20 protein-coding genes are annotated in these 23,243 nt (G+C 67.3%); 4 read left to right on the top strand and 16 right to left on the bottom strand.

Features of this window, described 5'->3' with window-relative positions; genetic code table 11:
* Positions 1 to 86: 86 nt before the first annotated feature.
* Both E7V67_002905 and E7V67_002900 read left to right on the top strand, forming a co-directional pair.
* Positions 87 to 887 (top strand): SprT family zinc-dependent metalloprotease, encoded by an 801-nt coding sequence (locus E7V67_002905; protein WUR14071.1) that lies wholly within the window; start codon positions 87 to 89, stop codon positions 885 to 887.
* Positions 888 to 890: 3 nt separating this feature from the next.
* Entirely contained in the window at positions 891 to 1,346 is a 456-nt protein-coding gene (locus E7V67_002900; protein ID WUR14070.1) for a GNAT family N-acetyltransferase, read from the top strand.
* A 126-nt stretch (positions 1,347 to 1,472) separates the two neighbouring features.
* On the opposite strand, the gene waaA is transcribed toward E7V67_002900, so the two are convergent.
* The 9 genes from waaA to rfbB all read right to left on the bottom strand — a co-directional run bounded on the left by waaA (position 1,473) and on the right by rfbB (position 10,377).
* Positions 1,473 to 2,768: a lipid IV(A) 3-deoxy-D-manno-octulosonic acid transferase gene (gene waaA / locus E7V67_002895; protein WUR14069.1), complete on the bottom strand. Its 1,296-nt coding sequence runs from the start codon at positions 2,766 to 2,768 to the stop codon at positions 1,473 to 1,475.
* On the bottom strand, positions 2,765 to 3,748 hold the full coding sequence (gene waaC, locus E7V67_002890; GenBank protein ID WUR14068.1) for a lipopolysaccharide heptosyltransferase I: 984 nt from the start codon (positions 3,746 to 3,748) through the stop codon (positions 2,765 to 2,767). The genes waaA and waaC overlap by 4 nt, the downstream gene beginning before the upstream one ends.
* Before the next feature lie 22 nt (positions 3,749 to 3,770).
* The gene (locus tag E7V67_002885) at positions 3,771 to 5,153 is read right to left on the bottom strand and encodes a phosphomannomutase/phosphoglucomutase (GenBank protein ID WUR14067.1); all 1,383 of its coding nucleotides are present in this window, start codon (positions 5,151 to 5,153) and stop codon (positions 3,771 to 3,773) included.
* A gap of 175 nt (positions 5,154 to 5,328) precedes the next feature.
* Positions 5,329 to 5,637: an H-NS histone family protein gene (locus E7V67_002880; GenBank protein WUR14066.1), complete on the bottom strand. Its 309-nt coding sequence runs from the start codon at positions 5,635 to 5,637 to the stop codon at positions 5,329 to 5,331.
* Between the two features lie 81 nt (positions 5,638 to 5,718).
* On the bottom strand, positions 5,719 to 6,813 hold the full coding sequence (locus E7V67_002875; protein WUR14065.1) for a glycosyltransferase: 1,095 nt from the start codon (positions 6,811 to 6,813) through the stop codon (positions 5,719 to 5,721).
* A gap of 183 nt (positions 6,814 to 6,996) precedes the next feature.
* A complete protein-coding gene (rfbD, locus tag E7V67_002870; protein ID WUR14064.1) occupies positions 6,997 to 7,860 on the bottom strand; it encodes a dTDP-4-dehydrorhamnose reductase in 864 nt (287 codons plus the stop codon).
* Positions 7,857 to 8,402: a dTDP-4-dehydrorhamnose 3,5-epimerase gene (gene rfbC / locus E7V67_002865; protein ID WUR14063.1), complete on the bottom strand. Its 546-nt coding sequence runs from the start codon at positions 8,400 to 8,402 to the stop codon at positions 7,857 to 7,859. The genes rfbD and rfbC overlap by 4 nt, the downstream gene beginning before the upstream one ends.
* On the bottom strand, positions 8,399 to 9,307 hold the full coding sequence (gene rfbA, locus E7V67_002860; GenBank protein WUR14062.1) for a glucose-1-phosphate thymidylyltransferase RfbA: 909 nt from the start codon (positions 9,305 to 9,307) through the stop codon (positions 8,399 to 8,401). The genes rfbC and rfbA overlap by 4 nt, the downstream gene beginning before the upstream one ends.
* Entirely contained in the window at positions 9,304 to 10,377 is a 1,074-nt protein-coding gene (gene rfbB, locus E7V67_002855) for a dTDP-glucose 4,6-dehydratase (protein ID WUR14061.1), read from the bottom strand. The genes rfbA and rfbB overlap by 4 nt, the downstream gene beginning before the upstream one ends.
* A 103-nt stretch (positions 10,378 to 10,480) precedes the next feature.
* Between rfbB and E7V67_002850 the strand changes: the two genes are divergently transcribed.
* A complete protein-coding gene (locus E7V67_002850) occupies positions 10,481 to 11,353 on the top strand; it encodes a symmetrical bis(5'-nucleosyl)-tetraphosphatase (protein WUR14060.1) in 873 nt (290 codons plus the stop codon).
* 29 nt (positions 11,354 to 11,382) lie between these two features.
* Here E7V67_002850 and E7V67_002845 read toward each other — a convergent pair whose 3' ends face one another.
* From E7V67_002845 to E7V67_002820, 6 genes are read right to left on the bottom strand one after another with little or no spacing between them, the layout of a single operon-like run.
* Positions 11,383 to 12,192: a lysophospholipid acyltransferase family protein gene (locus tag E7V67_002845; protein WUR14059.1), complete on the bottom strand. Its 810-nt coding sequence runs from the start codon at positions 12,190 to 12,192 to the stop codon at positions 11,383 to 11,385.
* A 12-nt stretch (positions 12,193 to 12,204) separates the two neighbouring features.
* Positions 12,205 to 13,494 (bottom strand): dihydroorotase, encoded by a 1,290-nt coding sequence (locus tag E7V67_002840; GenBank protein ID WUR14058.1) that lies wholly within the window; start codon positions 13,492 to 13,494, stop codon positions 12,205 to 12,207.
* A gap of 18 nt (positions 13,495 to 13,512) precedes the next feature.
* Positions 13,513 to 14,478: an aspartate carbamoyltransferase catalytic subunit gene (locus tag E7V67_002835; GenBank protein ID WUR14057.1), complete on the bottom strand. Its 966-nt coding sequence runs from the start codon at positions 14,476 to 14,478 to the stop codon at positions 13,513 to 13,515.
* Complete coding sequence (pyrR, locus tag E7V67_002830; GenBank protein WUR14056.1) at positions 14,471 to 14,992, bottom strand: bifunctional pyr operon transcriptional regulator/uracil phosphoribosyltransferase PyrR; 522 nt, start codon at positions 14,990 to 14,992, stop codon at positions 14,471 to 14,473. Before pyrR ends, E7V67_002835 begins: the two co-directional genes overlap by 8 nt.
* Positions 14,993 to 15,000: 8 nt before the next feature.
* On the bottom strand, positions 15,001 to 15,411 hold the full coding sequence (gene ruvX / locus E7V67_002825) for a Holliday junction resolvase RuvX (GenBank protein ID WUR14055.1): 411 nt from the start codon (positions 15,409 to 15,411) through the stop codon (positions 15,001 to 15,003).
* The gene (locus E7V67_002820) at positions 15,404 to 15,976 is read right to left on the bottom strand and encodes a YqgE/AlgH family protein (protein ID WUR14054.1); all 573 of its coding nucleotides are present in this window, start codon (positions 15,974 to 15,976) and stop codon (positions 15,404 to 15,406) included. The genes ruvX and E7V67_002820 overlap by 8 nt, the downstream gene beginning before the upstream one ends.
* 295 nt (positions 15,977 to 16,271) lie before the next feature.
* On the opposite strand from E7V67_002820, the gene E7V67_002815 reads away from it, so the two are divergent.
* Positions 16,272 to 17,693 carry a deoxyribodipyrimidine photo-lyase gene (locus tag E7V67_002815; protein WUR14053.1) on the top strand — a complete coding sequence of 474 codons (1,422 nt, stop codon included), beginning with the start codon at positions 16,272 to 16,274 and terminating at the stop codon, positions 17,691 to 17,693.
* A 74-nt stretch (positions 17,694 to 17,767) separates the two neighbouring features.
* Here the strand turns inward: E7V67_002815 and E7V67_002810 are convergent, their stop codons facing one another.
* Entirely contained in the window at positions 17,768 to 23,236 is a 5,469-nt protein-coding gene (locus tag E7V67_002810; GenBank protein ID WUR14052.1) for an Hpt domain-containing protein, read from the bottom strand.
* Between the last annotated feature and the right edge of the window lie 7 nt (positions 23,237 to 23,243).

Below are 23,243 nucleotides of genomic sequence, written 5' to 3'. Positions count from 1 at the left end.
GCGGCGCCGCCGCCGCTGCCCGACCTGCCGATCCTCCGCCCGCTTCCGCTGTACCCTCCGCTTTTCCCATTCCCGCTCCCGCCACCGTGAATTTGCTGCGTCCTCCTGTCCCGCTGCGCCGGCCCGACCCGGTGCTGCCGCCGCTTGCGCCGGGCCTGGAACGGCGCCAGCTGCTGGTCGGCGAATTCGTGCTGCAATACGTGCTGCGCCGCTCCAGCCGCAATTCGATCGGCTTCATGATCGACGACGATGGCCTGCGCGTGACCGCGCCGAAGCGCTGCACGCTGGTCGACGTGGAGAACGCGATCCTCGCCAAGCGCAACTGGATCATGACGAAGCTGGACGAACGGCGCCAGCGCCGGGCCGCCCGGCTGGAAAAGCCGCCAGTGGAATGGAAGGACGGCGCCCGGCTGCCTTATCTGGGGGGCGAGATCACGCTGCGCCTGTACGCGGCGCCACGCAACCGCACCGAGTTCAATCCGGCCACGCGGGAGCTGACCATGGGACTCGTATCCGGCGCCACCGAGCAGCTGGTCAAGGAACGCGTGCGCAACTGGTACAAGCAGCAGGCCGAAGGCCTGTTCCAGCAGCGCCTCGACCTGTATGCGCCGCGGGTGGGCGTGCAGTACGCCAGCTTTTCGCTGTCCTCGGCGGATACGCGCTGGGGCTCCTGCACCGTGCAGCGCGCGATCCGGCTGAACTGGAAGCTGCTGCAGTTCTCGCTGCCGCTGATCGACTATGTCGTGGCGCACGAGCTGGCGCACATCCTGGAAATGAACCACAGCGCGCGCTTCTGGGCGCACGTCGGCCGCGTCTATCCGCAGTACGAGGAAGCCAAGCAGCTGCTGCGGCGCCGGTCGCAGGAGCTGCCGGTGTTGTGGAACTGATTGATGACGATACTGGCCATCCGTCCTTACCGCCCGGCGGATTTCCCTGCCGTCGCCGCAGTCTACGACGCGGCCAAGCTGGACGAATTCGCATTTGAGTCGGCGCGTTTCACGCTGCTGCCGCTGGCGCAGGACACCGAACGGCTGGCAGCCTTCGCGCAATGCGACGTGATCGTCTGCACCTGCTATGACGCCATCATCGGCTTCGCCGCCTGGTGCGGCGACACGCTGCGCGCGCTGTTCGTCGCGCCCACCGCCCGTGGCCGGGGCGTGGGCCGCATGCTGCTGGAGGCCGTGCTGGCGCGGCTGCCGGGCGACGTGCGGGTTAATGTCGCCGCCTCCAACCAGGTCGCGCAGGGCTTGTATCGCAGTGCCGGCTTTGTTGCGACCGGTACGGTGGAGCAGGCTTATAACGGCGTGCCGGTGGTGTACACGGCGATGCTGCTGGCGCGGGGCTGAGTAGTTAGCTCCGGGGACAGGCACCGATCGCCCAAAACCGGGGTCAGGTCTGGCAATCGGACAAATGTCCGATTGCCAGACCTGACCCCGGTTTGCTCGCAGGGACAGACCGCAGGCTGCCGGTAGTCAGTCAGACAGCGCCGGCAGCAACGCCAGCGTCCGCGCCGTCGCGCCGCGGTGCTGGTTGGCGAACGCCAGCGCATTGCGCCCCATGCCGGCACGCCCTTCGGCGTCGGTCAGCAGGCGTCCCGCCTGCGTCATCAAGTCAGCGGCATCCGCCACCCGCGCCGCGCCGCCGGCCGCCAGCGCATCCTCCGTCACCTGGGCGAAATTGAACGTGTGCTGGCCGATCAGCACCGGTTTGCCCAGCGCGGCCGCCTCGATCAGGTTCTGGCCGCCCAGCGGCATCAGGCTGCCGCCGATAAAGGCGACGTCGCAGGCGGCATAGTAGGCGAACATCTCGCCCATCGAGTCGCCCAGCACCACGCGTGTCTCCGGACCGACGCGCGCCCCGCCCGTCAATTGCGAGCGGCGCTGCACCGGCAACGAACGCTCGCGCACCATCGCCTCCACCGCCTCGAAGCGCTGCGGATGACGCGGCACCAGCAGCAGCAAGGTGTCCGCAGGCAGCGTACCGGCCGACAGGGCATTGCCGAACGCATCCAGGATCGGTTCCTCCTCGCCCTCGCGGGTGCTGGCGCACAGCAGCACCGGTCGGCCGGCGCCGAACTGGTTGCGCAGCTGCGTGCCGAGACTGACCAGCGCAGGCGGCACCACCACGTCGAATTTGATGGAACCGGTGACAGCCACGTTGGCCACGCCCAGCTGGCGCACGCGTGCGGCGTCGTCTTCCGTCTGCGCCGCCACCAGGCCGATGCCGGCCGCGGCGTCGCGCATGAACTTGCCGAGCTTTTGCGCCTTGCGCAGCGAACGCTCCGACAGCCGCGCGTTGGCCAGCACGACCGGCACCTTGCGCCGGCCGCATTCGGCGATCAGGTTCGGCCACACCTCCGTCTCCATCAGGATGCAGACACGTGGTTCGAAATGGCGGATGAAACGGCCGACCAGCGCCGGCATGTCGTAGGGCAGGTAGGATTGCACGACGCGCGCGCCATGCTTGCCGAACAGGCTCTTGCCGGTGGCGCGACCCGTCGGCGTCATGTGCGTCAGTACGATGCGGCCACGCGGATAGTGCTTCAGCAGCGCGTCGACCAGCGGCTCGGCTGCGCGCGTCTCGCCGACCGAGACGGCGTGTACCCAGATCGTCAGCGGTTCGTCATTCGCGGCGCGGCGGCCGTACAGGCCGAGCCGCTCGTTCCAGTGCTGGCGGTAGCCGGGCTCCTGGCGGCCGCGCAGCCACAGGCGCAGCAGCACGAGCGGCAGCGCCAGCCACCACACCAGTGTGTAGAGAAACCTGGTCATTGCGACGGCAGCAGGCGCTTGGCCGCGGCGATCACCTCGGCGGCGGACGGCGGCGCGCCTTTGTCGCCCAAGTTGATGATCCGCGGCGACCAGTTGCCTTCCGTTTTCCAGCGCGGCGAATCGCAATAGATCTCCACCACCGGCCGGCTGAACGCGGCGGCGATATGCGTCAGGCCGGTGTCGACACCGACCGCCAGCGCGGCATGGCGCGCCAGCAGCACGGCGTCCGCCATCGACAGCCGCGGCAGCACGCGCGCATTCGGCAGGCCAGCGGCCAGCGCCTGGGCTTCCGCCTGCTCCTTGGGCGAGCCCCATGGCAGCAGGATGGGCAGCGGCGCCAGCGCCCGTCCCAGTTCGATCCAGTTCGCGGGCGCCCACTTCTTGGCGTCGCGCGCGGTGCCGTGGAAGTACACCGCATACGGTTCGGCCGGCATCCACGCCGGTTTCGGATCGTGCGGCGACACCTCGGGCAAGCCGAAATCGGCCGGCGTATCGACCTGGTAGCCCAGCGCGGCCGCGACGACCAGGCGGCCGCGCGCGACCGCGTGGGTGCGCGGGTCGAGCGGAATGCTCTTGCTGTGGAAGATGCGCGAGATGCCCTCGTAGCCGGAGCCTTCGCTGCCGTTGGCCAGGCCGACCTTCTGGCCACCGCGCACGATGCGCGCCGCGCCCATGATGATGCCGGTCTTCAGCAGGCCCTGGGTGTCGAACACGTAGTCGTATTCGACCTGGCGCAGGGTGCGGAAGAACTGCCCGATCTCGGCGCGCACGGCTTTATCGCCGAGCTGCTTGCGCCAGCGCCGCAGCGCGAACGGGATGATGTTGCGCACTTCTTGGTTCAGGCGCACCAGGCTGACGTAGCCCTCCTCCACCACCCAGTCGATGTTCGCGTCGGGGAAATGGCGGCGGATGTCCGCCACGATGGGCAGGTTGTGCAGCACGTCTCCCAGCGAGGAGACGCGCACCAGCAGGATGTTCATTACAGCTCTTGCGACCAGGACCTCAGAACGGCAGCTCGGCGTCCGGCTTGGCGGCCAGGATCACGTCGCGGAACTGGCCCTGGATGCGTGCCAGCGCGGCCGGCGTCTCGGCCTCGAAGCGCATGACGATGACAGGGGTCGTGTTCGACGAGCGGGCCAGGCCGAAGCCGTCCTCGTATTCCACGCGCAGGCCGTCGATGGTGATGATCTGGCGGTTGCCAGGGAAGGTGGCGTCGCTGCGCAGCTTGTCCATCAGCGCGAAGTTCTCGCCTTCCTTCAGGTGCAGGTGCAGTTCGGGCGTGCTGTCCGATTGCGGCAGCGCGTTCAGCAGCGCGGATGGGTCCTGTTCCTTGGTCAGGATCTCCAGCATGCGCGCGCCGGCATACAGGCCGTCGTCGAAGCCGTACCAGCGGTCCTTGAAGAAGATATGGCCGCTCATCTCGCCGCCCAGCGGCGCACCGGTTTCCTTCAGCTTGGCCTTGACCAGCGAATGACCGGTCTTGTACATCAGCGGCTTGCCACCGGCCTGTTCGATGTAGGGTGCCAGGTGGCGCGTGCACTTGACGTCGTACAGGATCTGCTCGCCCGGGTTACGCGACAGTACCTCGGCCGCGAACAGCATCATCTGGCGGTCCGGATAGATGATCTGACCGTCTTTCGTGACGAGGCCCAGGCGGTCGCCGTCGCCATCGAACGCCAGGCCGATCTCGGCGTCGGTCTCCTGCAGGCAGCGGATCAGGTCCTGCAGGTTTTCCGGATGGGCCGGATCAGGGTGGTGGTTCGGGAAATTGCCGTCCACTTCGCAGAACAGCTCGATGACCTCGCAACCCATGCCGCGATACAGGTCGCCGGCGAACGCGCCGGCCACGCCGTTGCCGCAATCGACGGCGATCTTGATCGGACGCGCGATTTTCACGTCGCCGATGATGCGCTCCAGGTAGGCGGCGCGGATGTCGTGCGTGCGATAGCCGCCCGGCTGCGCGGCGAACTTGCCTTCGTCGCGGCCGATGCTTTCGTACAGGCCCGTGATGGCGTCACCGTAGATCGCCTCGCCCGCCAGCACCATCTTGAAGCCGTTGTAGTCCGGCGGATTGTGGCTGCCGGTGACCATGATGCCGGACTTCGTTTCCAGCACGTTGGTGCCGAAGTACACCATCGGCGTGGCCACGACACCCAGGTCGATCACGTCGACACCGGCCGACTGCAGGCCCTCGGCCAGGGCGGCGGCCAGCGCGGGGCCGGACAGGCGACCGTCGCGACCGATCACGACGCTCTTTTCGCCGCGCGCGACGGCTGCCAGGCCAAAGGCGTGGCCGATCTTGCGGGCGATGCCCGCATCCAGCGTTTTATCGATGATGCCGCGGATATCGTAAGCTTTGAAGATGGATTTGGACAGGGAGACCATAGATATGAGTGGGTGCGCCATGGCCGCAGTCGCGGCGGGCTTTCAAGATTGGAAACATCGGTATAGTAAGTGCGATACCGATATCAGGCAAGTCCTGCCAAACCAAAGGGGACAGGCACCTGTCTACGGGTCGAAGACCCGTAGACAGGTGCCTGTCCCCGGCGGGTGATGCGTCTTAAATACGCAGGTCGTCGATCGCCTTGCCCGAATCGACCCATTCCTTGACCCATTTCGGCTGGCGGCCGCGGCCGGTCCATTGCTGGGTGGTGTCGTCCGGATTGCGATAACGCGCGGCGACGGTGCTGCCCTTGCCGCGGCCGCCAGTGGCGATCAGGTCTTTCAGCGGCAGGCCCACGCGCTGGGCGATCGCGAATATCTGCTCACGTGCTTTTTGCAGGTCCTGGGTTTCGCGTTTTTTCAGTTCGCGGCCGATCTGCTCCTGCAGTTGGCGCAATTCGGAAGCCGACATATTCGACAGATCCATCGTATTTTCCTTTATATTGAAGTGCTGAAGCTCGTTGGATACGTGATTCTGACCGAAATATACACCAACTTCCAGAAAATACTAGTTCCTTTTGTGGCGGATCATCCAGCGCGGCGCTTTAAACCGCACGATGCGGACATATAACCACACATAACTGATTATGAACAGGCAGCAGAAAAGCATCAGCACCCAGGTGTGGCTCCAGAATACTGTCGCGGGAATAACGGCCATCAGCGAGAACATCCACAGATAAGGCGACGTCAAGGAATTGCGTCGCATCAAGGCACGTGCATCGCGCCGCCCCACCGCCCACTGGACCACGCGGCGGAAGATCAGGCTGTGCAGATGAATACCGTCGGGCATGGCCGGCGATTTACCGCGAATAAACATGCGGCGATAAACGGAAAACAGTGTTTCAAAAGCTGGGTAGATCAGCAGCAATGCCGCGTACCACGTGGATACCTGTGGATTACGCATGACCAGCAACAGCGCCAGCTCGCCCAGCATGAAACCGATGAAGTAGGCGCCGCCGTCGCCGAGGAAGATCAACCCGACCGGGTAGTTCCAGATCAGGAACCCCGCGGTGGCGCCGGCCACCATCAGGGCGGCGACCAGCACGAACATGTCATTCACCTGCAGCGCAACATAACCGAGCGACAACAGCATGCAAATGGTGACGACGCTGGCCAGGCCGTTAAAGCCGTCGATGATATTAACGGCGTTGGCAATTCCCGCGACCGCCAGCACGGTCAGCGGCAAGGTCAGCCAGATATACGGCAGCGGCAAGGCATCGGCCACCCAATCGATCCGGTCGATGCGGGCATCGAGCAGATAATAGCCGAGCAGTGCCGCCAGCATCGTCAGTATCAAGCGCCGCGCCGCGCTGACCCGTCCGGTGTAATCCTCGACAATACCGCCGATAAACGCACAGGCGGAACAAGCCATCAACGACAACATCCAGGTCGTCATTGCCGGGACGCGCCAGACGGAAATACAGGCCGACAAGCCGACGGCCAGGAAAATCGACAGCCCGCCGATGCGGGCCACGCTGTGGGCATGAACTTTTTGCACGCCGTGAAAATCGGTATCGAGCGCGGGGCCGTGCAGGCGCACTTCTTTGATGACCAGCAAGGTCAGCAACGCGGAAGCGACAAAGCTTACTAAGAAGGAAAACATTTATGCATTAATCGTGGTGGGAAGCCTGGCGCTTTTTGCCGCTTTGCAGCAATGGCATGCATCGATGCCAACCAGCGATTGTACCGGATTAATGAGGAGAAACTGGGAAAAACCGCCGGGCCGGCACGGCCCGGAGCGGCAGCAAACGGGGCGCGGGCGCGGCGTAACCGTGCCCCGTTCGCCTTACTGCATGCAGAGCCGCAGTGCTTCGCGCCAGTGCGGTACGTGGCCGAAACGCTCCAGCAAACGCTGCGAGGACAGCACCGAGTACTGCGGCCGGCGCGCCGGCGTCGGATATTCCGCCGACGTGATCGGCAGCAGCCGGCAATCGATGCCGGCCTGTTCGACGATCGCCTGGGTGAACTCGAACCAGGTGGTCTGGCCCTGGCTGCTCAGGTGGTAGATGCCCCCCTGCTCGCGCCACCAGTCCGGCGAAAAGCCGTGCGCCCGCGCTTGGGCCAGGATCGTCGCCGTCGTGTCCGCGATGGTGCGGCTCCAGGTGGGAGCGCCGTGCTGGTCCGCCACGATGCGCAGCTCGTCGCGCTCCTTGGCCAGGCGCAGCATCGTCAGCAGGAAGTTCTTGCCGCGCATGCCGTACACCCAGCTGGTGCGGAAGATCAGGTGCGGGACCCCGCTGGCGACGATGGCCTGCTCGCCAGCCAGCTTGCTGGCGCCGTACACGTTCAGCGGCCCCGTCGCGTCCGTTTCCACGCGTGCGCCCGGGTCGTCGCCGGGAAACACGTAGTCGGTCGAGTAATGCACCAGCGCCGCGCCCAGCCGCACCGCCTCCTCGGCCATCACGCCCGGTGCCTGCGCGTTGATGCGGTGCGCCAGCTCGGGCTCGCTCTCGGCCTTGTCCACCGCCGTGTAGGCAGCCGGGTTGACGATCAGGCGCGGCTGCACATCGCGGATCACGTCGCGCACCTGGTCCAGGTCGGACAGGTCCATGCGGGCACGATCGACGGCCACGACCTCGCCCAGCCCCTGCAGGCTGCGCTCCAGTTCGTAGCCGACCTGGCCGCTGCATCCGGTCAGCAGGATCTTCATGGGAACACTTCCGCCTGTGCCAGCGGCAGCGCCTTCTGGTCCTTGGCCGACAGCAGCGGCGTGCCGTCCAGCGGCCACTCGATGCCCACCGCCGGGTCGTTCCACAGCAGCGCACGCTCGTGCTCGGGGGCGTAGTAATCGGTGGTCTTGTACAGGAATTCGGCGAACTCGCTGGTCACCGCGAACCCGTGCGCGAAGCCCGGCGGAATCCAGAACTGGCGCTTGTTCTCGGCCGACAGCTCGACGCCGAACCACTTGCCGAACGTAGCGGAGCTCTTGCGCAGGTCGACGGCCACGTCGTACACGCTGCCGCTGACGACGCGCACCAGCTTGCCCTGCGCCTGCTGGATCTGGTAGTGCATCCCGCGCAGCACGTTGCGCGCGGAGCGGGAATGGTTGTCCTGCACGAAGTCGGCCCGCACGCCCGTCAGGTCGGCGAAGCGCTGCGCATTGAAGCTCTCGTAGAAGAAGCCGCGGTCGTCGCCGAACACGGTCGGCTCGATGATCAAGAGGCCATCGATGGGAGTGGTCGTGACTTTCATCGCGGGATCACCTTGTCCTGCAGGATCTGCATCAGGTACTGGCCGTAGCCGTTTTTCTTGAGCGGTTCGGCCAGGCGGCGCAGCTGCTCGGCGTCGATATAGCCCTTGCGGTAGGCGATCTCCTCGGGGCAGGCCACCTTCAGGCCTTGCCGCTTCTCGATGGTGGCGATGAACTGCGACGCATCCAGCAGCGATTCGTGCGTGCCGGTGTCGAGCCAGGCCATGCCGCGGCCCATCAGCTCCACCCGCAGCTGGCCCTTTTCCAGATAGGCCTTGTTGACGTCCGTGATCTCCAGCTCGCCGCGCGCGGAGGGCTTGATCGAGGCGGCGATGTCGCACACCTGGCTGTCGTAGAAGTACAGGCCCGTCACCGCGTAGTTCGACTTCGGCACGGCCGGCTTTTCCTCGATGCTGACGGCGCGGCGGTCGCGGTCGAATTCGACCACGCCATAGCGCTCCGGATCGTGCACGTGGTAGGCGAACACGGTGGCGCCGCTCGGCTCCGACGCGGCGCTGCGCAGCAGCGCATCGAGGTCGTTGCCGTAGTAGATGTTATCGCCCAGGATCAGCGCGGACGGATCGCCGCCGACGAAGTCGCGGCCGATGATGAGCGCCTGCGCCAGGCCGTCCGGCGACGGCTGCACCGCGTACGACAGCTGCAGGCCCCACTGGCTGCCGTCGCCCAGCAGGTCGCGGAAGCGCGGCGTGTCCTGCGGGGTCGAGATGATCAGGATCTCGCGCATGCCGGCCAACATCAGCGTCGTCAGCGGATGGTAGATCATCGGCTTGTCGTAGATCGGCAGCAGCTGCTTCGATACGCTGGTCGTGACCGGATACAGGCGGGTGCCGGAGCCGCCCGCCAGGATGATGCCTTTGCGGCGTTGTACGGTGGTGGTGTCGCTCATTGGCCCGCCTCGCGATTGAAGTAGTTGGTCTCGACCCATTTGGCATAGGCGCCGGACTGCACGTCGGCCACCCATTCCGGATTGTCCAGGTACCACTGCACCGTCTTGCGGATGCCCGTCTCGAACGTCTCGGCCGGCTTCCAGCCCAGTTCGCGCTCCAGCTTGCGCGCGTCGATGGCGTAGCGACGGTCGTGGCCGGGGCGGTCTTTGACGTAGGTGATCTGGTCGCGGTAGCTGCCGCCGCCAGCCTTCGGTTTCAGGCTGTCCAGGATATCGCACAGCGTGTGCACGACGTCCAGGTTGGCCATCTCGTTCCAGCCACCCACGTTGTAGGTTTCGCCCAGCTTGCCGTCGGCCAGCACGCGACGGATCGCCGTGCAATGGTCGCTGACGAACAGCCAGTCGCGGATCTGCTGGCCATCGCCATAGATCGGCAGCGGCTTGCCGGCCTGCGCGTTGGCGATGATCAGGGGGATCAGCTTTTCCGGGAAGTGGTACGGGCCGTAGTTGTTGGAGCAGTTCGTCGTCAGCGTCGGGAAGCCATAGGTATGGTGGTACGAGCGCACCAGGTGGTCCGACGCGGCTTTCGAGGCCGAGTATGGGCTGTTGGGTGCATACGGCGTCGTTTCGGAGAACGGCGGATCGTTCGGGCCCAGGGTGCCGTACACCTCGTCGGTGGAAACATGCAGGAAGCGGAAGGCCGCCTTGGCGTCGCCTTCCAGCGCCGTCCAGTAGGCGCGCGCCGCTTCCAGCAGCGCGAACGTGCCGTTGATATTGGTGTTGATGAATTCGGCCGGACCGTGGATCGAACGGTCGACGTGGCTCTCGGCCGCGAAGTGCACGATGGCGCGCGGCTGATGCTCGCGCAGCAGCGCCAGCACCTGTTCGCCGTCGCAGATGTCGCCGCGCACGAACACGTGGCGCGGATCGTCCTTCAGCGAGGCCAGGTTGTTGACATTACCCGCATAGGTCAACTTGTCAAAATTCAAGACGGGCTCATCCGATTGGGCCAGCCAGTCCAGCACGAAGTTCGAGCCGATGAAGCCGGCCCCACCTGTCACAAAAATCATTTAGTATCCCAGTTTTGCGAAGTTGATTAAGTAATAACCTCGATTGTATGTGAAACGCGCTACGGGCGTGTGAAAAGTGCAATCGTGCTTATAGGAATTGTTCATGCCGACCGCGTCCACGCGAACCTATGTCATCGGTGACTTGCAGGGTTGCCACGCAGAAACTGTGACGCTCGTAGAAGCCATTCTCGCACGCGAACGCCAATTGGAACAGGCGCCGCCGGCGATCCTGTTCTGTGGCGACCTGATCAATCGTGGCCCGGATTCCCTGTCCACCTTGCGCTATGTGCAGGCGCTGAGCCAGGGCAGCGGCGGCCGCATCGATGCGGTGCTGGGCAACCACGACCTGCACCTGCTGGCCGTCGCCAACGGGATCCGGCCGGAGTCCGGTTCCGATACGCTCGACACGATCCTGGCCGCGCCCGACCGCGACGCCCTGCTGCACTGGCTGCGCCATCGTCCCATGGCCTTGTTTACAGCCGGCCACCTGTTGGTGCATGGCGGCGTGCTGCCGCAATGGGATGCGCCGCAGACAATGGCGCTGGCCGGCGAGGTGGAAGGGGCGCTGCGCAGCGAACAGTGGACGGGTTTCCTGGCCGAGATGTACGGCAACCTGCCGGACCGTTGGGACGACGACCTGCGCGGCGCGGCGCGGCTGCGCTGCATCGTCAATGCACTGACGCGGATGCGCTTCTGCACGGCCGATGGCGTGATGGATTTCAAGATGAAGGAAAGCGCGACGGTCGATCCGGCCACGGGGCTGATGCCGTGGTTCGATGTGCCGGGCCGGCGCACGGCGGAAGTGACGGTGGTGTTCGGCCACTGGTCGGCGCTGGGCCTGCAGCTGCGCGACAACTATATTGCGCTGGACAGCGGCTGCGTGTGGGGCGGGCAGTTGTCGGCCGTGTGCCTGGAGGACCGTTCGCTGCTGCAGGTGGAATGCCCGGAGTTCCGGCGGGCCAAGGGCAAGGGATAACCCGGTGCTGCCGGCGTGCCGGGCTGTTCTCAGGCGCTGCGCGCCTCCGGCGCATCCGTCTCGTCGTCCAGGTCCGTCTCCGGCAGCGCCTCATCCGCCGGCACGTCGGCCGCGATGCCCAGCGCGTGCCGGATCGCGTTCTCCGCGCTTTCGGCCAGCTGGCGACGGTGCTGGCCCTTCGCCTTGGTCGAGCGCAGGATCGTCACGCGGGCGCGGATCGGACCGCCGCGCAGGATCGTCAGCATGCTTTGCACGAACGTCATGTCGCCCACGAAATCGACCGAGGGGTGCGGCTGGCGGTCGGCGTCCATATAGCGGATCGCGTACGGCTGCACGCGCGCCCTGGCATCCACGGCCGCCTCGAACAGGTTGGCGTGGAACGGCAGCAGCGTGCCTTGCGGCGCCGTCGTCCCTTCCGGGAAGAACGCCACGCGCTCGCCGGCTTTCAACGCCCGCACCAGGCCCTCGAACGCCTTGCGCAGGTCGCGCCGGTTGCCGCGCGCGATGAACACGGTGCCGGCCTGCTCCACCAGCCAGCCGGCCAGCGGCCAGGAGCGGATCTCGGCCTTGGCCACGAAGCGGCACGGATACAGCGCGTTGATGACGAAGATGTCCAGCCACGACACGTGGTTCGCCACCACCAGCGCATGCTCCTTCGGTGCCGCGCTGCCGGCCGTGATCTGCACGGTGACGTTGCAGATGGCCAGCAGGTGGCGCGACCAGCGCCGCACGTGGATCTCGCGCGCCTGGCGGTCGATCCATGGGAACAGCAACGCGCAGATCGCCATGCCGACCAGCAGGTGCAATACGACGCGGGCGACGCGCAGCGCAAGCAGCATGACGGTGCCGCCTTATGCCGCGTTGCGCTCGAACGCGACGTGGCCGGAGACGATCGTCGCCCGTACCTGGCCCAGCATCTCGTAGCCGAGGAACGGCGTGTGCTTGCCCTGGCTGGCCAGCGCCGGCGCTTCCACCAGCCAGCGCGCGGCCGGGTCGAACAGCACCACGTCGGCGCTGCCGCCCACCGCCAGGTGGCCCGCATCGAGGCCGGCCACGCGGGCCGGCGCCGCCGTGACGCGATTGAGTGCCTTGAACAGCGCATCGCCGCCCAGGTCTTCCGCCCATTTCAGCGCCAGCGACAGCAGCAGTTCCAGGCCGGTCGCGCCAGGCGAGGCCTCGGCGAACGGCAGCAGCTTCTCGTCGTCGTCCACCGGCGTGTGGTCGGAGCAGATCGCGTCGATGGTGCCGTCCGTCAGCGCGGCGCGGATCGCCTCGCGGTCGCGCTGGCTGCGCAGCGGCGGCGTCAGGTGCGCGTTCGGGTCGAAGAAATTGATGTCGGCATCGGTCAGGTGCACGTGGTGCGCGCCCACGTCGCACGTCACGGCCAGGCCCTCGGCCTTGGCGGCGCGCACCAGCTCCAGGCCGGCGGCGGACGAGATGCGGCACAGGTGCACCTTGGCGCCGGTGGCGCGCAACAGCTCGAAGATCGTGTGCAGGGCGATGGTCTCGGCCATCACCGGCACGCCGGACAGCCCCAGGCGCGAGGCCAGCGGGCCGCTGTGGGCCACGCCGCCCTTGCCGATGTGCGCGTCCTGCGGGCGCAGCCAGACGGTATAGCCGAACGTCTTGGCGTACTGCAGCGCGCGCAGCAGCACCGTCGTGTCCTGGATCGGCACCTCGGCGTGCGAGAAGCCGATGCAGCCGGCTTCGGTCAATTCCGCCATCTCCGTCAGCGCCTGGCCCTTCAGGCCCATCGTCAGCGCGCCCAGCGGATGCACCTTGGCCTGGTTCAGGCCACGGGCGCGATGCTTCAGCATCTCGACCAGGCCCGGCTCGTCCAGCACCGGGTCCGTGTCCGGCGGGCAGACCAGGCTGGTCACGCCACCCTGCACGGCCGCCTGCATTTCCGATTCCAGCGTGGCCTTGTATTCGTAGCCCGGCTCGCGCAGGCGGGCCGACAGGTCCACCAGGCCGGGGGCGACCACCAGGCCCGTCGCGTCGATGGTGCGCGCGGCCGTGAAACCGGCCGGCGCGCTGCCGAGCGCGGCCACCTTGCCGTCGGCGATGAACAGGTCCTGCACGGCGTCCACGCCGTTGGCCGGGTCGATCACGCGGCCGTTCTTGATATGTAAGTTCGTCACTTCGTATTTTCCCTGCGCTTACCCTTGATTGCCTGCCAAGATACTCATCACCGCCATGCGCACGGCGATCCCGAACGTCACCTGCGACAGGATCACGGCCTGCGGGCCGTCCGCCACCGCCGAGTCGATCTCGACGCCACGGTTCATCGGCCCCGGGTGCATCACGATCGCGTCCGGCGCGGCCAGCGCCAGGCGTTCCTGGGTCAGGCCGTAGCTCTTGAAGTATTCCTGCGCCGACGGCAGCAGCGCGCCGCTCATGCGCTCGTTCTGCAGGCGCAGCATGATGATGACGTCGACGTCCTTCAGGCCTTCGTCCATGTTGGTGAAGGTGCGCACGCCCAACTGCTCCAGGCCGCCCGGCAGCAGCGTGTGCGGGCCGATGGCGCGGATCTCGGGCACGCCCAGCGTCGTCAACGCATGGATGTCGGAACGGGCCACGCGGCTGTGCAGGATGTCGCCGACGATGGCCACGCGCAGGTTGGTGAAGTCCTTCTTGTAATGCCGGATCGTGTACATGTCCAGCAGGCCCTGGGTCGGGTGCGCGTGGCGGCCGTCGCCCGCGTTGACGACGTGGACATGATTCTGCCTGGTGTCGTGCAGGTGCTTGGCGATCAGGTACGGCGCGCCGGAGGAGGCGTGGCGCACCACGAACATGTCCGCATGCATGGCCGACAGGTTGTCGATCGTGTCCAGCAGCGACTCGCCCTTGCTGGCCGACGAGGCCTGGATGTTCAGGTTGATGACGTCCGCCGACAGGCGCTTGGACGCGATCTCGAACGTGGTGCGGGTGCGCGTGGAGTTCTCGAAGAACAGGTTGAACACGCTCTTGCCGCGCATCAGCGGCACCTTCTTGACCTCGCGGTCGGACACGCTGACGAAGGACGCCGCCGTGTCGAGGATCTGGTTGACGATGGCCTTCGGCAGGCCCTCGGTGGTCAAGAGGTGCTGCAGCTCGCCGTGTTTGTTCAGTTGCGGATTAAGCATTTTCGCGTTCGATGGTCAGTTTGAATTGGCCTGTGTCGGCCTGGCGCAGGCGCAGCGCCTCGCCCGCGCCCACGCGGGTGTGGGCGGCCACGAAATCGGCGGCCACCGGCAGCTGGCGCTCGCCGCGGTCGACCAGCGCCGCCAGCAGGATGCGCGCCGGACGGCCGTAGTCGAACAGCTCGTTGATCGCGGCGCGCGTGGTGCGGCCCGTGTACAGCACGTCGTCCACCAGCACGATGGTGGCGCCGGCCACGTCGAAACCGATATTGGTCGGCTTCACTTCGGCCGGCAGGCCCTTCTTGGCGTAATCGTCGCGGTAGAACGAGACGTCGAGCACGCCCAGACGCTGCGTCAGGCCCAGGTCGCGCGCCAGGCGCTCGGCGATCCAGGCGCCGCCGGAATGGATGCCGACGATGGCCGGCTCGTGCGCACCGGCGATGCCGGCGCGGACCTGGTCGAGCAGCGCCGCGTAGAGCGCCTCCGCGTCCAGGTGTTGGGGGTCAAGTTGGGGCATAGAGTAGGCTATTGAGGGTGATACTGGTCGAAGTACTGTTGCAGGATGATGGCGGCGGCACGGTCGTCGATGACCTCGCCCCGCCCGGCCTGGATGACGGCGGACGAGTAGCGCTCGTCCACCAGTACGACGGGAATGTTGAAGCGGCCGTGCAGCTGGTTGGCGAAGCGGCGGCAGCGCGCCGTCATCTCGTGTTCCGCACCGTCCGGATGCAGGGGCAGGCCGACGATGAATTTCGTCGGCCCCCATTTGTCGATCAGCGCGGCAATGGCGCCGAAACGGGTCGCGTTGTCCTCGCCCTTGATGACGGCCAGCGCTCTGGCCTGGCCGATCATCGTGTTACCCATCGCGACACCGATACGCTTGATGCCGAAGTCGAAGCCGAATACCGTTTCTGACACGTTCACTGGATCAGGCATGGCCCGCTTCGGAGGTGAGCATCAGCGGATCGATGCCCAGCAGTTTCATGGCGGCGACGTAGCGCTCCTCGATCGGCGTCTCGAACAGGATGCCGGGATCGGCGCCGACGGTCAGCCAGCCGTTGCGGCTGATCTCGTCCTCCAGCTGGCCCGGGCTCCAGCCGGCGTAGCCGATCGAGACCAGCATGCGCTGCGGACCGGCGCCGCGCGCCACCGCTTCCAGCACGTCGATCGAGGTGGTGAACGCCACTTCGTCCGTCACCGTCAGCGACGACGAATAGCGCGCGCCCGGCGTATGCAGCACGAAGCCGCGGTCGTCCTGCACGGGGCCGCCGAACATGATGGGCTTTTTCTCCATCGCCTCACGCCCCGCCGTGACTTCCAGGTCGATGCGGTCGAACAGCGTTTCCATCGTCATGTCGGTGGGTTTGTTGATGACCACGCCCAGCACGCCATTCTCGTTGTGCTCGCAAACATAGACGACGGTCCCGCCGAACACCGGGTCGTGCATCGACGGCATGGCGATCAGGAAATGATTGGCCAGGTTCAGGGCAGGCGTCGTCATCGTGTCAGATTGTTGCAAAGGGTCATCGCTTCCCTGTAACAGTCCAGGCACAGGTAGAGGTTTGCTCACTTTGCTGTTCTTCATACGCTGCTCTCTCTGCTGGGGCTGTGTCGAGTATAAAAACTAGATGACAAATGGAAACTTCCACCGGTCATACCGACAGTTTACTATGAATTGCCGGAACGGCCACTGAATCGAAGGTTTGATCGTGACCCGCCGCCGTGGTTGCGCGGCGCGCCCATCGAACTGATTGTAGGCAATAATTTATCGCTGTACGTTGATTTGGAACAAAGAAATGCCTATGAGCAAGAACGTCCTCGTCTGGTTTCGGCGCGACCTGCGTGCGTTCGACCACGCCGCGCTGCACCACGCATTGCAGTGCGGCGGCCCGGTCTACTGCGCCTTCGTATTCGATACGCCGATCCTGGCCGAGTTGCCGCGCGACGACCGCCGGGTCGCCTTCATCCACGCCTCGCTGATGGAACTGGCGGCGGACCTGGAGCAGATGAACGGCCACCTGATCGTGCGCCATGGCGATGCCCGCACCGTGATCCCGGCGCTGGCCGGGGAACTGGACGCGGGCGCCGTGTACGTCAACGAAGACTACGATCCCGCGGCCATCGCGCGCGACGAGACCGTGGCAACCGCCCTGCGCGCCGCGGGCCGCGAGCTGCGCCTGTTCAAGGATCAGGTGGTCCTGGCGAAGGACGAGGTGCTGTCGCAGGCCGGCAAGCCGCTGACCGTGTTCACGCCCTACAAGAATGCGTGGCTGAAAAAGCTCAACCTCGATCCGGGCCTGGTCGCGCCGCTGCACGTGGAACCGCATGCGGCCGCGTTCGCGCCTGGCCGCAGCACGTTGCCTGCGCTGGCGCGACTGGGTTTCGACGAAGTCGACCTGGCCGCCGTCGGCGTCACGCCCGGCATGACGGGCGGCGCCGCCGCGTTCGAGGACTTCCTGCCCAAGCTGGCCCCGTACGGCACGGCGCGCGATTTTCCCGCCGTGCACGGCACCTCGCAACTGTCGCTGCACCTGCGCTTCGGCACCGTCTCGATCCGCCACCTGGTGCGCACGGTGCGCGAGCTGGCCGAACGGGGCCAGGCCGGTGACGGCGGCGCCGTCTGGCTGGCCGAACTGGTCTGGCGCGAGTTCTACCAGCAGATCCTGTTCCACTTCCCTTACGTGGTGCGCTCGGCGTTCAAGCCGGTGTACGACCGCATCGAATGGGAGACGGGACCGGAGGCGGACGAATTGTTCGCCGCCTGGTGCGAGGGCCGCACCGGCTACCCCCTGGTGGACGCGGCCATGCTGCAGCTGAACCGCACGGGCTTCATGCACAACCGGCTGCGCATGGTCACGGCCAGCTTCCTCGTCAAGGACCTCGGCATCGACTGGCGCCGCGGCGAGGCGTATTTCGCGCTGAAGCTGAACGACTACGAGCTGGCGTCCAACAACGGCGGCTGGCAATGGGCCGCCTCCTCCGGCTGCGACGCGCAGCCGTTCTTCCGCATCTTCAATCCTGTCACGCAGTCGCAGAAGTTCGATGCGGACGGTACCTTCATCAAGACGTTCCTGCCGCAGTTGTCCAGGCTGAGCGCCAAGGAGATCCATGCGCCATGGCTGGCGGCGGGCAAGGTGCCGGGCTATCCGGCGCCAATCGTGCAGCATGACCTGGCGCGGGCGCGCACGCTGCAGCGCTATGAAGTGGTGAAGAAGTAGACCCACGGTGTCAGGCACCTGTCTCAGGGCGGAACCGCCCTGAGACAGGTGCCTGACACCAAGGGGTTACTGGCTCATCCAGTCAGCAAGCCGGCAATCGACCCCAGCAGGATCGACTCCTGGAACGGCTTGCCGAAGTAGGCGTTGACGCCCAGCTGGGTGGCGTAGTTGCGGTGTTTGTCGGCGCTGCGCGACGTGATCATGATGATCGGGATGTGCTGCGTGCGCGGGTCGCCGCGCACGTTGCGGGTCAGGTCGAAGCCGTCCATGCGCGGCATCTCGATATCGACCAGCATCAGGTCGGGCAGCTTGCCGTTGGCGCGCTCGTGCAGCTGCTCCAGCGCGTCGACGCCATCCTTGGCCAGCAGCACCGTATAGCCTTCCCGCTCCAGCAAACGCTGCGTGACCTTGCGCACCGTCAGCGAATCGTCCACCACCAGGATCGTGCCGCCGGCGCGCGCCGCCGCCACCGTCAACTCCGGCGGCAGGGTGGCCACCTGCAACTCCGGGTGCTGCGCCAGGTGCTGGGCCAGCAGCAGCGGGTTCAGGATCAGCACGATTTCACCGGAGCCCAGCACGGTGGCGCCGGCGATACCGGGCACCCGCGCCAGCTGCGGGCCGATGTTCTTGACCACGACCTCGCGGTTGCCCAGCACCTCGTCGACCTGCAGCGCCAGCCGTTCGGCACCGGCGCGCAGCACCAGCACGGGCACGGAACGCTGCACCGGCGGCCGGGCAGCGGCGTCGCCCAGCAGTGCCGGCAGGTAGCGCAGCGGCAGCGCCTGGCCGTGCGCTTCCACCGCGCCCCGTTCCTGCACGCTGGGGCGCACCTGCAGCACCTGTTCGACCAGCACGGCCGGCACCGCATGCGTCTTGCCGCCCGCCGCCAGCAGCACGACCTGCGTCACCGCCAGGGTCAGCGGCAGGTGGATCGTGAAGCGCGTGCCCTGCCCGCTCGTGCTGGCCGTGACCACGCGCCCGCCCAGCGCTTGCGCTTCCGAGCGCACCACGTCCATGCCGACACCGCGGCCGGCCAGCTCCGTCAAGGTGTCGGCCGTCGAGAAGCCGGGCTGGAAAATCAGGTCGGCCACGGTGGCGTCGTCCGCCGCGGCCGCATCCTCGCCCAGCAGGCCCAGCACGTGGCCCTTGGCGCGGATGCGCGCCAGGTCAAGGCCACCGCCGTCGTCGGAAAACTCCAGCACGATCTCGTTGCCCTGCTGGCTGACCTGCACCAGCAGCTCGCCCGTCTCGGCCTTGCCGGCGGCAGTGCGCACGGCGCGCGGCTCGATGCCGTGCACGATCGCATTGCGCAGCAGGTGTTCGAACGGCGCGGCCATCCGTTCCAGCACGCCCCGGTCCATCTCGACGCTGCCGCCACGGATGTCCAGGTTGACGCGCTTGTCGGTTTCCTTGGCCGCCTGGCGCGCCACGCGGTACAGGCGTTCCGCGATGCTGCCGAAGGGGACCATGCGCACGCGCATCAGGTCGCGCTGCAGCTCGCGCGTCATGCGCGCCTGCTGCACCAGGTCGTCGCTGGCGTTGTCCACCGAGCGCACCAGGCTGTCGTGGAACGAGCCCACGTCGTCCACGCTCTCGGCCATCATGCGCGTCAGCTCCTGCAGGCGCGTGAAGCGGTCGAATTCGAGCGGGTCGAATTCGCGCTCGCCCGAGATCGACAGGCGCGACGCGATCTGCGATTCGGCCTGCACCTCGACCTCGCGCAGCTGGCGCCGCAGGCGTGCGAGGTTTTCGTCGAAGTCCGACAGCGCCGTGCGCAGCGCGCCCACTTCGTTTTCCAGCCGCGAGCGCGCGATGGCGACCTCGCCGGCCTGGTTAACGAGACGGTCCAGGATGTCGGCGCGTACCCGCACCAGCGGCACCGGCGCGCTGGCTTCCGTGCCCGCCGTGGCGGGCGCCTCCATGGCCGGTGCAGGTGCCGCCTCCTGCGGTGCCGGATGCTGCAGCTGCTCGAACAGCAGCAACGCATGGTCGTAGTGCGCCAGCAGTTCCTCGAACGCGTGCGGCGTGGCGCTGCCCGCGTTGGCCATCGATTCCACGTGCGTTTCAATCTCGTGCGCGTGCTGGCCCAGCCGCATCGCCCCGGCCATGCGCGCGCTGCCCTTCAAGGTGTGCAGCACGCGCTGCAGCGTCTGTGCATGTTCGACGTCCTGCGGTGCCTGCTGCCAGGCGCGCAGTGCCGCGCCCACCTGTGGCAGCAGGTCCGCGCCTTCTTCCAGGAACACGGGCAGCAGGTCGGGATCGAGCTCGTCGTCCACCGGCGTCGCCAGCGCGTCCGAGCCGGGCGGCAGTACCAGTACTTCCACTTCCGCCGGTTCGCCTGCCGCCGCCAGGTCTTCCGGCTGCACCGGCGCTTCCGCCGCGGCAGGCGGTTCTTCCGCTTCCTGTTCGGGTTCCAGTTCCGGCACTGCTTCCGGTTCCGGCTGCGGTTCGTGCTCCCGCGTGCCCGCCTCCGCCTCCGCCACCGGGGCCGCGACCGCACCGGTGAACAGGTCATCGTCGTCCTGCGGCAGCGCGGCCTGCGTCAGCGGCGGTTCGGCAAACGCGTCGTCGAAGGCCGACGCGAACAGGTCGTCGATGCTTTCGTCCTGCGTGGCCAGCTGCGGGCGCAGCGGCAGCGGCGTGCCGCGCGCCGGCAGCGGCGGCGGGTCGGCCAGCAGCGCGTGGTAGGTATCGGTAAACAGGGCGTCGAGCCGGGCCGCCAGTTCGTCCAACGGCGGCTCCTGCGGTGGCGCGGGCGCGGCTTCCACGGGAGCGACCTCCACGCCGGCCAGCATGCTGTCCAGCCGCGCATCCAGCGCCGCGTCCGCCGCTGGCGTGCGCGCCAGGTCCTCGCGCAGCTTGTCCAGCGCGGCGATCAGCTCGGGTTGTTCGGCCGGCATCTCCAGCGCCAGGAACGACTGCACCATCTGGCGCATGCGCTCGAGCGCGAAATCGAACAGGTCGTGCTGGGCGGCGTCCGGCGCGATCGCCGGCTCCTGCTGCGCCTGCAGCACGAGCTCCAGCGCATACGACAGCTCGCGCAGCGGCTTGAAGCCGACCGTGGCGGACGTGCCGGTCAGCGTGTGGACGGCCTGCAGCGTATCGGGGTCGACGCTGCGCTCCGGCGCCGCGCGCCAGGCTGCGAACTCCTCGCGCAGCCGTGCCAGCAGGCCCTGGGCCTCGGCCGTGTAGATGTCGAACAGGGGGCGTGGCACGGCCAGCCGGTCGATGAACACCATGTCGTCCGCGGCTGCCTGCTCCTGCGCCGATTGCGCCGCCGCATGTTCGTCCGTCACGTACGGCGGCGGCACCGGCGTCTCGACCGGCTGCGGTGCGCGCGCCGGCATGAACGGTTCGCCTTCGCGCACCCGCTGGGCCGCCTCGGCGATGGCGCCGGCGCTGCGTGACGAAATGCCCTTCGCCACCAGCTCGCTGACCCATTCGCCCAGTTCGGCCGAGACCCATTCGAGCAGACCGAACAATGCTTCGCTGACAGGGCGCGCCTCGGCGATCCACACGTTCATCGTCTTCTCGACGGCGCCAGCGGCGTCGGCGAACTGGTTCAGGCCGACCATGCGGCCGCTGCCTTTCAGCGTATGGAAGGAGCGGCGCAGCATCGCCAGGTTGTCCGGCGTGCCGGCATCCAGGCGCGGCTGCGCCAGCGTCGTCACGATGAACGCCAGCACTTCCTGCGCCTCGCCGATGAAGATCTCCAGCAGTTCCGCCTCGATGGCCGCGTCGGCCGGGCCGCCCACGCTGGACGGCGGCGCCTCCGGCAGCGCCAGCGGCGCCGGCGGCTCGACCTCCTCTTCCAGCACGGGAATCGTCTCCCCAGCGGCGATCTTGCGGAACGGGATGGCGCGGAACGTGCCCTGGGCCGGATCGAACGCGAAGCGCTCGCGCGCGCCGGCTGCGTTCTGCGCCAGCATATCGACGAAGAAGCCCAGCGCGCCGACGTTGCGGGCGATGGCGTCGAGCAGGGCGGCATCCCCGTCGCCGGCGGCCAGCCGCGCGATCTCGCCGCGCACGTGGCGCGCCGCCCGCATCGCCTGATCCTGGTCGGCCACCGCCAGCGCGCCCTCCAGCTGGTGCAGCACGCTGTCCAGCGCGGCCAGGTCGGCCGTACCCTGGATGTGATACTCGTCCAGCACCTTCTCCACGTGGCGCAGCGCTGTCTTCATTTCCAGCGACAGCGCCACCACCGTGTCGTCCTGCTGCAGCCGCTGCGCCAGCCCGCTCTGCCATTGCGCCGGTTCGGGCGGCACCGCGCCGGCCAGCAGTGCCTGCAGGCGCGCGCCGATCGTGTCGGCGTTGGCCACGAAATCGTCCGGCAGGTGGCGGATCTGCTCCAGGCCATGGCCGGCGAACAGCAGCGCCGTCGCCATCTCCAGGCCCAGCTCCTCGCTGCGGCCGGCCGCCAGGGCCGTATTGGCGGTGATGGCCAGCTGGCGCATCAGTGCGCCCAGCGCCGGCAGGCCCAGCTTGTCGCTGGCCGCCGCCACCAGCGCCAGCGCCTGCCCGAACTCGGCATTGTGCAGCGTCGAGCCATCGGCCTGCTCCAGCCGTTGCCAGGCTGCCCTGGCCTGCGCCAGGCCTTCCTTGGCGCGCGCCAGCGCATCCAGGTCGAGCTGGCCGTAGCGCTTGGTTTCATAGTCGATTGGCACCAGGCCGTCCAGGCGCCAGGCGGCACGTACCTCGCGCGCCAGCGGCGGCAGCGTCTCCGGCGCGGCGGCCGCGACGAAAAACAGCGCGTCGCGCAGCACCGCTTCCGGCGTTTCCGGCGTGCCTTGCGCCAGCCGGCGCATCTGCAGGTTGATCAGGCCGAACAGCTGCTTGGCGTACAGGCCGGCCGGCAGCAGGCCGGCCGCGACCAGTTCCGCGAATGCCTGCAGCGCCAGCCAGAAGGCGCGCGGCCGGGGCTCGGCCTGCGCGGCCGCCACCTCCGCCACCACGTCGCGCAGCGCGCCGGCATGGCTCGCGTCGCCCGACTTCAGATAGGGCAGCAGCGCCCGTTCGAAGCGCTGCCGCAGCGTGCCGTAGTCGGCATCGCCAGCACCTGCCGCCGCTGCCAACGCGGGCCAGCGCGCCAGGTCGGGGAAGAACAGGTCGGCCGGATGGATGCGCTGTGCGCCCAGCAGCTCCTGCATGGCGCGGTAATACGGGAACAGCCGCGCCGGCTGGAACGGCGCGCCGTCCAGCAGCTCTTCCAGATATTCGATCACGGCCTGGTACAGCGCCGCCACCACCTGCACGTGCTCAAGGCTGCATTTCAGGGTGCCATCCTTGAAGCGGTCCAGCACTTCCTCGGCCAGCTGCGTCAACAGCACGACGCCGTCCACGTCCACCATCAGCAGCGCGCCATGGGCCTGGTGCAGATGCGACTTGGCATGGCGCAGCGCCGTGGCCTGGTCGTCCGGCTCCAGCCCGCCCGCCTCGAACAGCGCCGTGCGGGAACGGCCCAGCGCCTCGCGGATCTCGACCATGACCCAGGACAGCGGGCCAGGATCGAACGGGGTGACAGTCGGCGTATCGTGTTGGATCATGCTTGCC

The organism is [Empedobacter] haloabium (assembly GCA_008011715.2).
Classification (GTDB): Bacteria; Pseudomonadota; Gammaproteobacteria; order Burkholderiales; family Burkholderiaceae_D; genus Rugamonas; species Rugamonas haloabia.
This window is presented reverse-complemented; position numbering and strand designations above follow the sequence as displayed.

What these genes read in the sequence shown, in the direction of transcription:
- pyrR (WUR14056.1), bottom strand. Translation starts at nt 14,992, where the DNA reads ATGCCCCAACTTGACCCCCAACACCTGGACGCGGAGGCGCTCTACGCG.
- rfbB (WUR14061.1), bottom strand. Translation starts at nt 10,377, where the DNA reads ATGATTTTTGTGACAGGTGGGGCCGGCTTCATCGGCTCGAACTTCGTG.
- E7V67_002900 (WUR14070.1), top strand. Translation starts at nt 891, where the DNA reads ATGACGATACTGGCCATCCGTCCTTACCGCCCGGCGGATTTCCCTGCC.
- E7V67_002875 (WUR14065.1), bottom strand. Translation starts at nt 6,813, where the DNA reads ATGTTTTCCTTCTTAGTAAGCTTTGTCGCTTCCGCGTTGCTGACCTTG.
- E7V67_002835 (WUR14057.1), bottom strand. Translation starts at nt 14,478, where the DNA reads ATGCTTAATCCGCAACTGAACAAACACGGCGAGCTGCAGCACCTCTTG.
- ruvX (WUR14055.1), bottom strand. Translation starts at nt 15,411, where the DNA reads ATGCCTGATCCAGTGAACGTGTCAGAAACGGTATTCGGCTTCGACTTC.
- E7V67_002880 (WUR14066.1), bottom strand. Translation starts at nt 5,637, where the DNA reads ATGGATCTGTCGAATATGTCGGCTTCCGAATTGCGCCAACTGCAGGAG.
- waaC (WUR14068.1), bottom strand. Translation starts at nt 3,748, where the DNA reads ATGAACATCCTGCTGGTGCGCGTCTCCTCGCTGGGAGACGTGCTGCAC.
- rfbA (WUR14062.1), bottom strand. Translation starts at nt 9,307, where the DNA reads ATGAGCGACACCACCACCGTACAACGCCGCAAAGGCATCATCCTGGCG.
- waaA (WUR14069.1), bottom strand. Translation starts at nt 2,768, where the DNA reads ATGACCAGGTTTCTCTACACACTGGTGTGGTGGCTGGCGCTGCCGCTC.
- rfbC (WUR14063.1), bottom strand. Translation starts at nt 8,402, where the DNA reads ATGAAAGTCACGACCACTCCCATCGATGGCCTCTTGATCATCGAGCCG.
- E7V67_002815 (WUR14053.1), top strand. Translation starts at nt 16,272, where the DNA reads ATGCCTATGAGCAAGAACGTCCTCGTCTGGTTTCGGCGCGACCTGCGT.
- E7V67_002845 (WUR14059.1), bottom strand. Translation starts at nt 12,192, where the DNA reads ATGCTGCTTGCGCTGCGCGTCGCCCGCGTCGTATTGCACCTGCTGGTC.
- E7V67_002850 (WUR14060.1), top strand. Translation starts at nt 10,481, where the DNA reads ATGCCGACCGCGTCCACGCGAACCTATGTCATCGGTGACTTGCAGGGT.
- E7V67_002885 (WUR14067.1), bottom strand. Translation starts at nt 5,153, where the DNA reads ATGGTCTCCCTGTCCAAATCCATCTTCAAAGCTTACGATATCCGCGGC.
- rfbD (WUR14064.1), bottom strand. Translation starts at nt 7,860, where the DNA reads ATGAAGATCCTGCTGACCGGATGCAGCGGCCAGGTCGGCTACGAACTG.
- E7V67_002820 (WUR14054.1), bottom strand. Translation starts at nt 15,976, where the DNA reads ATGACGACGCCTGCCCTGAACCTGGCCAATCATTTCCTGATCGCCATG.
- E7V67_002810 (WUR14052.1), bottom strand. Translation starts at nt 23,236, where the DNA reads ATGATCCAACACGATACGCCGACTGTCACCCCGTTCGATCCTGGCCCG.